The following is a 12,942-nucleotide window of genomic DNA, read 5'->3' as shown; positions in this document are numbered from 1 at the left end:
GGCCCTCCGGGGTCTTCCCCGATCGGGACCGGTCAGCCGAACTGCTGCTCCAGGTCCTTCAGTTTGCGCTCCAGCGAGTCCAGCCGGGGAATGGTCTGGGTGTCGTCCTCGGCGGTGAGGTCCACCGTCCGGGTGCCGGTCACGTCAAGGGATTCGGTTGCGTTCACGGCCTGCAGGGAGGGCCGGCGGCGCAGGGGCAGTTGTCCCGATTCCGGTATGGCCGGCTCCGCGCCGACCGGCGCGGAGCCCGCTCCCTGCGTCAGTTCGGGCAGCTCGACCTGGCGGCCGCCACGGGCGCGGCCGAAGGCCCGGTGCTGGCGGCCGAGCGCCCTGATGTGCGCCCGGTCCAGACGGTGCTGCTCCCGCCTGCGGTGGCGGTCCTGCTCCTTCTCCTTCTTGTCCTCGCGGACCTCGTCCACCGCCTCGTCGAGGGTGCGCACGCCCTCCAGCAGCATGAGCGACCAGGCGCCGAAGGTCTCCCGGGGCGCGCGCAGCCAGCGCACCATCCGGATCTGCGGCAACGGCCGCGGGATCAGGCCCTGTTCGCGCAGCGCCGCCCGGCGGGTCTGCTTGAGGGCGCGGTCGAAGAGCACGGCCGCCGAGAGCGACATCCCCGCGAAGAACTGCGGGGCGCCGTCGTGGCCCATGCCGCGCGGGGCGTGCACCCAGTTGAACCAGGCGGCCGCGCCCGCGAACAGCCAGACCAGCATGCGCGAACCGAGGGCCGCGTCGCCGTGGCTGGCCTCGCGGACGGCGAGCACGGAACAGAACATGGCGGCGCCGTCGAGGCCGAAGGGGACCAGGTACTCCCAGCCCCCGGAGAGGTTGAGGTTCTGCCGGCCGAAGCCGACCAGTCCGTGGAAGGACAGCGCGGCGGCGACGGCCGCGCAGCAGAAGAGTAGGACGTACGAGGCGGTGCCGTAGACGGCCTCCTTGCGCCGTCGCCGTTCCTCGCTGCGCTCCCAGCTGTCGTCGGCCGCGGCCTTCTCGCTCTCGCGCTTGCCACGGGCCAAGACCGCAACTGCCGCAAGTACGCCCAGGATCAGCAGGCTGCCGGGCAGCAGCCAGTCCAGCGATATGTCGGTCAGTCTCATGCGGATGTCCCTTGCCTCGCGTATGCGGCTGTGCGGCCGTGCGGCTTTCCGGGCGCCATAGTGGCGTAGCGGGTGAGCCGTGCACCCGGGTTTCGGGGCAAGTGGACGCCATCGGGGGGCGGGGCCCGCCGGATAGGGTGTTGTGGCTCGAACTGACGCCCGTGTGCACGGAGTCGAGTTCGATTACAGCCACCCCTGGGGGTGGGTTAGCAGTGGGATCACGCTCAGTAGCCGGCGGTGGCCGCCGTGAGCCGGGCGACGCGGTCCGCGTCGCAGGTCCGGGGGCAGGTGACGCAGGTGTCCTCGGGCCGGATCGTGTAGAAGAAGCAACAGCCGGCCCGGTCCCGGGTCTGCAGCGCGCGGCCGTCGGGACCCGAGAGCGTACGGAACCCGGCGCCCCCGGTGTACGGGGCGGTCGAACCGGGCAGCAGCGCCTCCAGCTCGGCCCTGGCCCGCTGCTCCTCGCCGAACAGCTCGCCGACGTACCATAGTCCCTCGACGACCTCGTCGGTCACCATGCCCCACAGGGCGCGGCGGCCGCGCCGCATGCGGGGGCCGAAACCTTCCAGCACGGACCCGAGGTGCAGGGCCACCGCAGCCCGCACCTCACCGCGCAGCGCCTCCTCGCCGGGCACGACGCGGGCCCCCGGGAGGGCGGCCGTCGGGTCGTCCGGCAGGCAGGCGAACTCCTCGACGCGCACGGACATGCGGCCGAGGGTCCGGTGGAAGGCCACCGCGCCGGCCGGGAGGTACGGCACCCTCCGGTGCAGGAACCACGGCAGCGTGATCAGCAGGCAGGCCGGCCACGCGTACCGGTGCAGCCCGAAGCCCGCGATCACGTCGGGGCGGCCCTGGGTCCCGTAGTCCCTGAGGACCTGGGCCTCGTCCCAGGCGAGGAAGGCGTCCAGGGCCGGTCCGCCGCCCGCGAGCTCGTCCGCGCCGACCCATCCCGCACCGCGGGGGACGGGGTCGTGCGCGGCCCGCTCGTCGACCCGCAGGCCGCTGTAGACCTCGGCCAGGCGGGTGTACGCCTCCGCCACGGGAGAGCCGGCCGGGGCGGAGGGGGTGTGCAGGGCAGGGGTCACGACAGTGACGGCCATGGGGGGACCACCGAATCGCACGATCGTTACAGGTAAGGCTTACCTTACTCGATCTCCGGCCAGGCCGTATCCTCAGGTCAGGTCGAGATCCGGAGGAGGACCGAGTGCACGACGCGGCCCGAGCCCGGGTACCGGCACAGAAAGCACGGAAGGTGTTGCGCCATTCGGTGCGCGGGCAGATCCTCGACGCCCTGCGCGCGGCTCTGATCGAGGGCGAGCTGGTGCCCGGGGAGATCTACTCCGGCCCCGCCCTCGGAGAGCGCTTCGGGGTCTCCGCGACCCCCGTGCGCGAGGCGATGCAGCAGCTGGCGGTCGAGGGGGCGGTGGAATGCCTGCCGAACCGCGGCTTCCGCGTCCTCGCGCGCACGCCGCGGGAGCTGGCCGAGCTGGTGGAGGTCCGGGCGCTGCTCGAAGTCCCCGTCATGCTCCGGCTGGCCCGTACGGTGCCGGCGGACGCCTGGGAGGCCCTGCGCCCCGAGGCCGCCGCCACGGCGGAGGCGGCCGCGGCGGGCGATCTGCCGGGCTACGCGGAGTCGGACCGGGCCTTCCACCGGGCGGTACTGGGGCTCGCGGGCAACGCGCAGCTGGTGCAGGTGGCCGAGGAGCTCCACCGGCGGGCGCAGTGGCCCCTGCCGGGCGCACCGCGGGTTCGGCGGGCGGATCTCGTCGCCGACGCGGCGGAGCACGCGGCGCTGCTGGAGGCGCTGATCGCGCGGGACCTCCCGGTGGTCGAGTCCCTGGTCCGCGAACACTTCGCCGGCTCCTGACCGGGGCTCCGCCCCGCACCCCGCGCCTCAAACGCCGGCGGGGCTGAAAGGGACGGAGTCCGGCGGGGCTACGCCGCAGGCGACGGGGTGGGGTGGAGTTGGTCCGCCAGCCAGGTGGGGATGCCGCCCAAGAGGTGGAACAGGCGGCGGGCCTCCGCGCGCAGCCGGGCGGCCTCCGGTTCCGGCTCGGCCTCGGCCAGCGCGGCCAGCGCCGGAGCCGTGCCGATCAGGAAGCCCAGGTCCTCCCGGATGCGGAGGGACTCCGCGAAGCCCTTGCGGGCCTCGGCCACCTCGCCGTCCCGCAGGGAGAGCGCGGCCAGGTGCCGCCACGTGAACGACAGCAGCAGCGTGTCCCCGTGGGCCTCCGCGCCCGCGTGCGCCCGGTGGTACGCCGGCCGGGCCGACTGCGGGGCGTCCGCCAGGTGCTCGGCGACCAGCCCGCGGCGGAAGTCCAGCAGCGGGCGGGTCCGCGACTCCGGCGACAGCAGGGCCGCCGCCCGGCCCAGCGCGGAGCGGGCCTCGTCGGCCCGGTCCCGTACGCCGAGCACGGTGGCCGCGTAGGCCAGCTGGCCCCGTTCGCACGCGGCCGCGCCCCGGTGGTCGTCGTCCTGCGCCACCGCCTCGGCGACCCGCAGCGCGTCCTCGGCCTCGGCCCAGCCCTGGCCGGTGAACAGGCACCGCTCGACCAGCAGCGCGGTGCGCTGGACCGCGGCACCCGCATCCGCGAGGTGCGGCGTCAGCAGCGCCGCCGCGTCGGTCCAACAGCCGCGCGAGCGCAGCCGCCATATCGCCCGCTGGAGGGGGTCGTCCCCTCCGGTTGTTCCGGCACCCGACATGGCGGTATCCGCCACATTGCCCTCCCCAAAGCAACCAAGCAGCACATCGTTGAGCCCTGGGGCGAAATGAGAGCACGGATCGGCGGCATCGGCCAAGGGGTCGGGTGAACTCTTTCACAAAGTCCGGACGGATCATCAGCCGACCCGCGGCCGGACCCCTCCGGCCGCAGGACGGATCTCCTCAGCTCATGCGCAGTGCGAGGAAGAAGTCGAGCTTGTCCTCCAGCCGGGACAGGTCCCGCGCCGTCAACTGCTCGATCCGCCCGACCCGGTAGCGCAATGTGTTGACGTGGAGGTGCAGCCGGGTCGCGCAGCGGGTCCACGAACCGTCGCAGTCCAGGAACGCCTCCAGTGTCGGGATGAGCTCCGCGCGGTGGCGCCGGTCGTAGTCCCGCAGCGGGTCCAGCAGCCGGGCCGTGAAGGCGCGGCGCACGTCGTCCGGCACGAACGGCAGCAGCAGCACGTGCGAGGCCAGCTCGTGGTGGCCGGCCGCGCAGACCCGGCCCGGGCGCGCCGCGGCCACCCGGCGGGCGTGCCGGGCCTCCTCCAGCGCCCCGCGCAGCCCCTCGGCGGAGTGCACGGCCGCGCTGACGCCCAGCGTGACCCGGCCGTCGTCGGCGAGACCGGCCGCCAGGGGGTCCCGTACGGCCGCGAGGAGCTCGTCGGCGTGCAGGGCCGAGTCCGGGCCCTTGTCCTCGCCGGCGTCGCCGGACAGCGACGGCAGCGGCACGAGGGCGATGGCCTCGTCACCCGCATGGGCCACCGCGATCCGGTCCGAGGGCTCCGGCCCCGACACCGAGGGGTCGACGAGGATCTCCTCCAGCAGCGACTGGGCCACCGGGCCGCCGGGGATGTCCCCGCCCTCCCAGTCCACCCGGGCCACGACGACCTGCCAGTGCGGTGCGGCCCCCAGCCCGGGCAGCAGCACCGGGGCCGCCACCCGCAGACGGGCGGCGATCTCGGCGGGCGCGGCACCCGTCTGGACCAGCTCGAGCACTTCTTGTGCGAGGCGGCGGCGCACCGTACGGGCCGCGTCGCGGCGGTCCCGCTCCACGGCGATCAGCTGGGTCACGCCCTGGAGCAGGTCCAGGCGCTCGGCGGGCCAGTCGCCGGCGTCCGCCTCGACGGCCAGCAGCCAGTCCGACAGCACGGTCTCGCGCACGTCCCGGGCCGCCGGGCCCGCCGCGCCGCGCCCGTGTCCTCTGATCGGGAAGAGCGAGTAGGTAATACCCTGGATGGAGATCCGATGCGGTCCCCTGCGGCCCGTCCGGACCGCCGCGAGGTGCTCGCCCGCCAGTGCTGCGCACACGCCCGGCGCCAGCGGCTCGCCCGCCCCGGCGATCTGCCGGCCCGTGGGGGACAGCACCCAGGCCCGGAGGTCGAGGTCGGTGGTGAGCAGATCCAGCACCACGTCGGGGCCGCCGCCGGCCGGACCCGAGGTCATCAGACGGCGGTGGCGGTCCACGACGGCGGCGAGATCACCGGCCCGCTCGCCCGAAACCTGCCGTACGACGTACTCGGTGATCGTGGCGAATGCAACGTCCTCGTTCACGGCGAACAGCGGCAGCCGGTTGCGCACACAGGCCGAAACGAGATCATCGGGGATCGCGCCCAGCTCCGCCTCGCCCGCCGCGAGCCCGGCGACGCCGGCGCTCGCGAGGATTCGTACGAACGGCTCGGAGTCGGCTGAATTTCGTCTCCATGCCAGGCCAGTGAGGACGAGTTCACCCCCCGACAAGTACCGGCTGGGATCACGCAGGTCGGTCGTCATGACCCCGCGGACCGTCCGGTCGAGTTCTTCCTCGCCGCCGAGCAGCCGCAGCCCCAGCGCCTCGGTTTCCAGCAGTGCGCGCAGCCGCATGATGTCGCCGCCGATCTGTCTCGAATGTTGCCGTTGGAAATCGGGCAGGTCGTCGCATCCTGCCTTTCATACGAATCTACAAGACGAGGGAGGCCGTCAGCCAACTCCTTCATGGTTTCGGTGACTGCACCGGGGGGACGGGCGGCCGGTGTACTGAGTCCACACCGCGTTAACAGCACGTGAACGACCAGTCGAGGGCCGTAGGCCTCCTGGCTTGAAGTGAACGACACGATGAAGAAGAAGAGAGCCGCACATGGACTTCCTTCGCCCCGCCAGCTGGGAGGAGGCGCTCGCCGCTAAGGCCGAGTTCCCCACAGCTGTGCCGATTGCGGGTGGCACCGATGTGATGGTCGAGATCAACTTCGACCACCGTCGGCCGGAGTACCTCCTGGACCTGAACCGCATCGGTCTCCTGCGGGAGTGGGAGGTCGGCGAGGACGTGGTTCGTCTGGGCGCCTCCGTCCCGTACACCCAGATCATGGAGAACCTCCGGACGGAGCTCCCGGGTCTCGCGCTCGCCTCGCACACGGTCGCGTCCCCGCAGATCCGCAACCGCGGCGGAGTCGGCGGCAACCTCGGTTGCGCCTCGCCGGCCGGTGACTCCCACCCCGCGCTGCTCGCGGCGGGTGCCGAGGTCGAGGTGGAGTCCGTACGCGGCTCCCGCCTGATCCCGATCGACGAGTTCTACACCGGCGTGAAGCGCAACGCGCTCGCCGCCGACGAGCTCATCAAGACCGTGCACGTGAAGAAGGCGGACGGCCCCCAGCAGTACTCCAAGGTCGGCTCCCGCAACGCGATGGTCATCGCGGTCTGCGCGTTCGGTCTGGCGCTGCACCCGGAGACCCGCACGGTCCGCACCGGCATCGGCTCGGCCGCCCCGACCCCGATCCGGGCGAAGGCCGCCGAGCAGTTCCTGAACGCCGCGCTCGAAGAGGGCGGTTTCTGGGAGTCCGGCAAGGTCATCACCCCGTCGATCGCCAAGCAGTTCGGTGACCTCGCCTCCGGCGCGGCCAACCCGATCGACGACGTCCGCGGCACGGCGAAGTACCGCCGTCACGCGGTTGGCATCATGGCTCGCCGCCAGCTCGTCTGGACCTGGGAGCAGTACCGCGGTACCGGCAACGGCCGCTCGCTTGAAGGGGCTGCGTAATCATGCGCGTCAATTTCACTGTCAACGGCCGTCAGCAGGAAGCCGACGACGTGTGGGAGGGCGAGTCCCTCCTCTACGTCCTGCGCGAGCGCCTGGGCCTGCCCGGTTCGAAGAACGCCTGTGAGCAGGGCGAGTGCGGTTCCTGCACCGTCCGCCTCGACGGCGTGCCGGTCTGTTCCTGTCTCGTGGCCGCCGGCCAGGTCGAGGGTCGCGACGTCGTGACCGTCGAGGGCCTGGCGGAGTTCTCCAAGCAGCGTGACGAGCACGGCCACGGCGGTGCCTGCGGCACCGGCGGCGGCTGCGGCAGCAAGGGCGTGTCCCTGGACGCGGCCAAGCAGTGGCAGGCCAAGCCCGCCGACTCGCAGACCGGCGAGGGCGTGGAGCTCTCCAACATCCAGCAGGCGTTCATCGACGCCGGTGCCGTGCAGTGCGGTTTCTGCACCCCGGGTCTGCTCATCCAGGCGGACGCGCTGCTGGAGGAGAACTCCTCCCCGTCCGACCAGGACATCCGTGAGGCCCTGTCCGGCAACCTCTGCCGCTGCACGGGCTACGAGAAGATCCTCGACGCGGTCCGCCTCGCGGCCGCCCGTCAGGGAGAGGCGGTCTGACCATGGCTCGGAACACCCGCACCGCGCCCGCCGGTACGCCGACGAACGTCACCCAGAAGCACAACAAGGGCGGCATCGGAGAATCGATTCTCCGTCCGGACGGCACCCTCAAGGTCACCGGTGAGTTCGCGTACTCCTCGGACATGTGGCACGAGGACATGCTCTGGGGCCAGACCCTGCGCAGCACCGTCGCCCACGCCGAGATCGTCTCCATCGACATCTCCGAGGCGCTCGCCATGCCCGGCGTCTACTCGGTGCTGACGTACGACGACCTGCCGGCCGAGATGAAGAACTACGGCCTCGAGATCCAGGACACCCCGGTCCTCGCCAACGGCCGGGTACGCCACCACGGTGAGCCGGTCGCCCTCGTGGCCGCCGACCACCCGGAGACCGCCCGCCGCGCGGCCGCCAAGATCAAGATCGACTACCGCGAGCTGCCGCTCGTCACCGACGAGGCCTCCGCCCTCGCCCCCGACGCGCCGCTGATCCACGAGAACCGCGACGACCACCACATCGGTCACGTCCCGCACCCGAACATCGTGCACCGCCAGCCGATCATCCGCGGCAACGTGGAAGAGGCCCGCAAGCGCGCCGACGTCATCGTCGAGGGCGAGTACACCTTCGGCATGCAGGACCAGGCCTTCCTCGGCCCGGAGTCCGGCCTCGCCGTGCCGTCCGAGGACGGCGGCGTCGAGCTGTACGTCGCCACCCAGTGGCTGCACTCCGACCTCCAGCAGATCGCCCCGGTCCTCGGCCTGCCGCCGGAGAAGGTCCGCATGACGCTCTCGGGCGTCGGCGGTGCCTTCGGTGGCCGCGAGGACATCTCGATGCAGATCCACGCCTGCCTCCTGGCCCTGGCCACGAACAAGCCGGTCAAGATCGTCTACAACCGCTTCGAGTCCTTCTTCGGCCACGTGCACCGGCACCCGGCGAAGCTGTACTACGAGCACGGCGCCACCAAGGACGGCAAGCTCACGCACATGAAGTGCAAGATCGTCCTGGACGGCGGCGCGTACGCGTCGGCCTCCCCGGCGGTCGTGGGCAACGCCTCCTCCCTCTCGGTCGGTCCCTACGTCCTGGAGGACGTGGACATCGAGGCGATCGCGCTCTACACGAACAACCCGCCCTGTGGCGCGATGCGCGGCTTCGGCGCCGTCCAGGCCTGCTTCGCGTACGAGGCCCAGATGGACAAGCTCGCGGCGAAGCTGGGCATGGACCCGGTGGAGTTCCGCCAGCTCAACGCCATGGAGCAGGGCACGGTCATGCCGACCGGCCAGGTCGTGGACGCCCCCGCGCCCGTCGCCGAGCTGCTGCGCCGGGTCAAGGCCCGCCCGCTGCCGCCGGAGCGCCAGTGGGAGTCCGCCGGCGAGAACGCGGACGTCCGCGCGCTGCCCGGCGGCCTCTCCAACACCACCCACGGTGAGGGCGTCGTCCGCGGCGTCGGCTACGCGGTCGGCATCAAGAACGTCGGCTTCTCCGAGGGCTTCGACGACTACTCCACCGCCCGGGTGCGCCTGGAGGTCATCAACGGCGAGCCCGTCGCGATGGTCCACACGGCCATGGCGGAGGTCGGCCAGGGCGGCATCACCGTCCACACGCAGATCGCCCGTACGGAGCTGGGCGTCACCCAGGTGACCATCCACCCGGCCGACACGCAGGTCGGCTCCGCCGGTTCCACGTCCGCCTCGCGGCAGACGTACATGACCGGTGGCGCCGTGAAGAACACCTGTGAGGCGGTCCGCGAGGCCCTGCTGGAGATCGGCCGCCGCAAGAACGGCTCGTACCACCCGGCGTGGGCCACCGCCGAGCTGCTGCTCGAAGGCGGCAAGGTCGTCACCGACGGCGGCGAGGTCCTCGCGGACATCGCCGACATCCTCGAGGACGAGGCCATCGACCTCGAGCTCGAGTTCCGGCACGCGCCGACCGAGGCCTTCGATCTGAGGACCGGCCAGGGCAACGGCCACGTCCAGTACACCTTCGCCGCGCACCGCGCGGTCGTCGAGGTGGACACCGAGCTCGGCCTCGTCAAGGTCGTGGAGCTGGCGACCGCGCAGGACGTCGGCAAGGCGCTCAACATGCTTTCCGTGGTGGGCCAGATCCAGGGTGGTACCACCCAGGGTCTCGGCGTGGCGATCATGGAAGAGATCATCGTGGACCCGAAGACCGCGAAGGTGCGCAACCCCTCCTTCACGGACTACCTGATCCCGACCATCCTCGACACCCCGACCATCCCGGTCGACGTCCTGGAGCTCGCCGACCCGAAGGCGCCGTACGGCCTGCGCGGTATGGGCGAGGCCCCGACCCTCTCGTCCACCCCGGCCGTCATTGCGGCGATCCGGCAGGCGACGGGTCTTGAGATCAACAAGACGCCGATCCGTCCGGAAGCCCTTACCGGGACCCTCTAGACCGGCGTGGTCCGGGGGCTGCGAGGCCCCCGGACCCCCTCAGACTCTCCGGGCGGTGCGCAATGGGAACGTCACACTTCACACCGCACCGTCCGGAGCACCCACGAAGCACCGCACCGCTCGCGGTCCCTTCAGCCGGCAGTACCCCTGCGAAAACCCCCACGTAGTACCAGCGGTCACCCCCGCACTACCCGCAGTACACGCAGTGCACATTCGCGTCGCCTCGGGCCGTCACCCCGGGTCGTGCAGCCAAACGCACCATCCCAAATCCCGCAATCTCCAATCCCCAAGCGGGTGCCCCTTTGAACCTTGGGAGTTAGGCACCATGACCCAGTCGTCTGTAGAGACCAAGACCACCGCGGAGGACGCCGGAGACGGCTCACGCACTCCCGCGGGGCGTTCTTGGCTCGACCGCTACTTTCACATCACGCACAGAGGTTCCAACGTCGGCAACGAGGTCCGTGGCGGTATCACGACCTTCATGGCCATGGCGTACATCCTCCTGCTCAACCCCCTGCTCCTCTCGGGCAAGGACGTCGCCGGCACCGTGATGGACGGATCGGCGATCATCACCGCCACCGCCTTCGCCGCGGCCGTCACCACGCTCCTCATGGGCTTCGTCGGAAAGGTGCCGCTGGCCCTCGCCGCCGGCCTCTCCGTGTCCGGCGTGCTCGCCTCGCAGGTCGCCCCGCAGATGACCTGGCCGCAGGCCATGGGCATGTGCGTGGTGTACGGCGTCGTGATCTGTCTCCTGGTCGTCACCGGCCTCCGCGAGATGATCATGAACGCGATCCCCCTCGCGCTCAAGCACGCCATCACCATGGGCATCGGCCTCTTCGTCGCCCTCATCGGCTTCTTCAAGGCCGGTTTCGTCGGCAAGGGTCCGGAGTTCGGTCCCCCCGTCCAGCTCGGTGCGGTCGGTGAGCTGTCCGGCTGGCCCGTCCTGCTCTTCTGCATCACCCTGGTCGCCATCTTCATGCTCCAGGCCCGCAAGGTGCCCGGCGCCATCCTGATCGGCATCGTCGGTGGCACCGTCCTGGCCGCGATCCTCAACGCCGTCGTCGACATCGACCCGAAGGCCTGGAAGAACGGCCCGCCGGAGCTCAACGGCTCCGCGGTCTCGATGCCGAACTTCTCGCTCTTCGGTGACGTCTCCTTCGGCGGCTGGGGCGATGTCGGCTACATGACGGTCGGCATGATCGTCTTCACCCTGGTGCTCGCCGGCTTCTTCGACGCCATGGCCACCATCATCGGTGTCGGCACCGAGGCCAAGCTGGCCGACGACAAGGGCCGCATGCCGGGTCTGTCCAAGGCCCTCTTCATCGACGGCGCCGGTGGCGCCATCGGTGGCGTCGCGGGCGGCTCCGGCCAGACCGTGTTCGTCGAGTCCGCGACCGGCGTCGGCGAGGGTGCCCGCACGGGTCTCGCCTCCGTGGTCACCGGCCTGTTCTTCGCCGCCTGCCTCTTCTTCACCCCGATCACGCAGATCGTCCCGGGTGAGGTCGCCTCCGCGGCCCTGGTCGTCATCGGCGCGATGATGATGCAGAACGCCCGCCACGTGGACTGGGCCGACAGCGCGACCTCGATCCCGGTCTTCCTGACCGTCGTGATCATGCCGTTCACTTACTCGATCACCGCCGGTGTCGCCGCGGGCGTCATCTCCTACGTCGCCATCAAGGTCGCTCAGGGCAAGGCCCGGGAGATCGGCGGCTTCATGTGGGCGCTGACCGGAATCTTCCTGGTGTTCTTCGCGCTCAACCCGATCGAGAGCTGGCTCGGGGTCGCCTGACCCGGACCGGGCTGATCCGTACGAAGTACCGCACGCTCCACGCATCCCATACTGGAACCGAACCTCTCCGAGGAGGCCCCCATGCTGGACATCGCCGACGAACTGAACCGGTGGGTCGAGCAGGGACGCGACTTCGCCGTCGCCACGGTCGTGGCGGTCGGCGGGAGCGCACCCCGCCAGCCCGGGGCCGCGCTCGCCGTCGACAGCGAGGGCACGGCCATCGGTTCCGTCTCCGGCGGATGCGTGGAGGGTGCGGTGTACGAGCTGTGCCGGCAGGCGCTGGAGGACGGCGAGACCGTCCGGGAGCGCTTCGGCTACAGCGACGACGATGCCTTCGCCGTGGGTCTGACCTGCGGCGGGATCATCGACATCCTCGTCACCCCGGTCCCCGTGGGCTCTCCCGTACGGGAGGTGTTCGCGGCCGGCCTGGCCGCCGCGGCCCGCGGGGAGGCCGCGGCCGTGGCCCGGGTGGCCGAGGGTCCGGCCGAGCTCATGGGCCGCGCCGTCCTCGTCCGTACGGACGGCGCCCACGAGGGCGGCTTCGGGGGGCATCCCGAGCTGGACCGCACCATCGCCGAAGAGGCCCGCGCCATGCTCGACGCCGGCAAGACCGGCGTGCTGGAGATCGGCGCCGACGGCAGGCTCTGCGGAGAGCCGCTGAAGGTCCTCGTCGAGTCCAGCGTCCCGCCCCCGCGGATGATCGTCTTCGGTGCCATCGACTTCGCCTCCGCCCTCGTGCGGATCGGCAAGTTCCTCGGCTACCGGGTGACGGTGTGCGACGCCCGGCCCGTCTTCGCGACGAAGACCCGCTTCCCCGAGGCCGACGAGATCGTCGTCGACTGGCCGCACCGCTACCTGGAGAGCACGGAAGTGGACGGCCGGACCGTCCTGTGCGTGCTCACCCACGACGCCAAGTTCGACGTCCCGCTCCTCGAACTGGCCCTCAGGCTCCCCGTCGCCTACGTCGGCGCCATGGGCTCCCGGCGCACCCACGAGGACCGCAACAAGCGGCTCCGCGAGGTCGGTGTCACCGAGCTCGAACTGGCCCGGCTGCGCTCCCCGATCGGCCTGGACCTCGGCGCCCGCTCCCCGGAGGAGACCGCGCTGTCCATCGCCGCCGAGATCGTCGCGAACCGCCGCGGCGGCAGCGGCGCGGCCCTCACCGGAGCGCACATCCCGATCCACCCGGACGTCGCGAACACCGTGGTCAGCAGGATCGGTTCCGTCGCTTGAAGGGGTGAGTGACGGCCGAAGGTGAGAAAAGGGCGCCACCCGTAGGGGTTGCGCCCTTTTGACGTTCCCCCTATTTTACCGGCCGGTAATAGAGGGTGC

Annotated in this window: 10 protein-coding genes; 6 read left to right on the top strand and 4 right to left on the bottom strand. The window is 71.4% G+C overall.

Annotated features, from left to right (window positions below; all coding sequences use genetic code 11):
* Nucleotides 1-32: 32 nt before the first annotated feature.
* The gene (locus ACZ6JT_RS07295; RefSeq protein WP_469208061.1) at nucleotides 33-1,094 is read right to left on the bottom strand and encodes a DUF2637 domain-containing protein; all 1,062 of its coding nucleotides are present in this window, start codon (nucleotides 1,092-1,094) and stop codon (nucleotides 33-35) included.
* A 224-nt stretch (nucleotides 1,095-1,318) separates the two neighbouring features.
* A complete protein-coding gene (locus ACZ6JT_RS07290; RefSeq protein WP_469208059.1) occupies nucleotides 1,319-2,194 on the bottom strand; it encodes a (2Fe-2S)-binding protein in 876 nt (291 codons plus the stop codon).
* Nucleotides 2,195-2,298: 104 nt separating this feature from the next.
* Here ACZ6JT_RS07290 and ACZ6JT_RS07285 point away from each other — a divergent pair, with 104 nt between their 5' ends.
* A complete protein-coding gene (locus ACZ6JT_RS07285) occupies nucleotides 2,299-2,961 on the top strand; it encodes a GntR family transcriptional regulator (protein ID WP_469208057.1) in 663 nt (220 codons plus the stop codon).
* A 68-nt stretch (nucleotides 2,962-3,029) separates the two neighbouring features.
* On the opposite strand, the gene ACZ6JT_RS07280 is transcribed toward ACZ6JT_RS07285, so the two are convergent.
* Together ACZ6JT_RS07280 and ACZ6JT_RS07275 are read right to left on the bottom strand one after the other, a co-directional pair.
* A complete protein-coding gene (locus tag ACZ6JT_RS07280) occupies nucleotides 3,030-3,797 on the bottom strand; it encodes a hypothetical protein (RefSeq protein ID WP_376619817.1) in 768 nt (255 codons plus the stop codon).
* A 181-nt stretch (nucleotides 3,798-3,978) separates the two neighbouring features.
* Nucleotides 3,979-5,658 carry a PucR family transcriptional regulator gene (locus ACZ6JT_RS07275; protein WP_469208055.1) on the bottom strand — a complete coding sequence of 560 codons (1,680 nt, stop codon included), beginning with the start codon at nucleotides 5,656-5,658 and terminating at the stop codon, nucleotides 3,979-3,981.
* Nucleotides 5,659-5,911: 253 nt separating this feature from the next.
* On the opposite strand from ACZ6JT_RS07275, the gene ACZ6JT_RS07270 reads away from it, so the two are divergent.
* The 5 genes from ACZ6JT_RS07270 to ACZ6JT_RS07250 all read left to right on the top strand — a co-directional run bounded on the left by ACZ6JT_RS07270 (nucleotide 5,912) and on the right by ACZ6JT_RS07250 (nucleotide 12,843).
* Nucleotides 5,912-6,808, top strand: a complete 897-nt coding sequence (locus ACZ6JT_RS07270; RefSeq protein ID WP_469208053.1) for an FAD binding domain-containing protein — start codon at nucleotides 5,912-5,914, stop codon at nucleotides 6,806-6,808.
* A gap of 2 nt (nucleotides 6,809-6,810) precedes the next feature.
* On the top strand, nucleotides 6,811-7,416 hold the full coding sequence (locus ACZ6JT_RS07265) for a (2Fe-2S)-binding protein (RefSeq protein WP_469208051.1): 606 nt from the start codon (nucleotides 6,811-6,813) through the stop codon (nucleotides 7,414-7,416).
* A gap of 2 nt (nucleotides 7,417-7,418) precedes the next feature.
* Nucleotides 7,419-9,821: a xanthine dehydrogenase subunit D gene (gene pucD, locus ACZ6JT_RS07260; RefSeq protein ID WP_469208049.1), complete on the top strand. Its 2,403-nt coding sequence runs from the start codon at nucleotides 7,419-7,421 to the stop codon at nucleotides 9,819-9,821.
* A 325-nt stretch (nucleotides 9,822-10,146) separates the two neighbouring features.
* On the top strand, nucleotides 10,147-11,610 hold the full coding sequence (locus ACZ6JT_RS07255) for an NCS2 family permease (RefSeq protein WP_469208047.1): 1,464 nt from the start codon (nucleotides 10,147-10,149) through the stop codon (nucleotides 11,608-11,610).
* Between the two features lie 81 nt (nucleotides 11,611-11,691).
* Nucleotides 11,692-12,843 (top strand): XdhC family protein, encoded by a 1,152-nt coding sequence (locus ACZ6JT_RS07250; protein ID WP_469208045.1) that lies wholly within the window; start codon nucleotides 11,692-11,694, stop codon nucleotides 12,841-12,843.
* Nucleotides 12,844-12,942 lie beyond the last annotated feature (99 nt).

The sequence above is a fragment of the Streptomyces sp. NPDC046308 genome (genome assembly GCF_055588065.1).
This window is presented reverse-complemented; position numbering and strand designations above follow the sequence as displayed.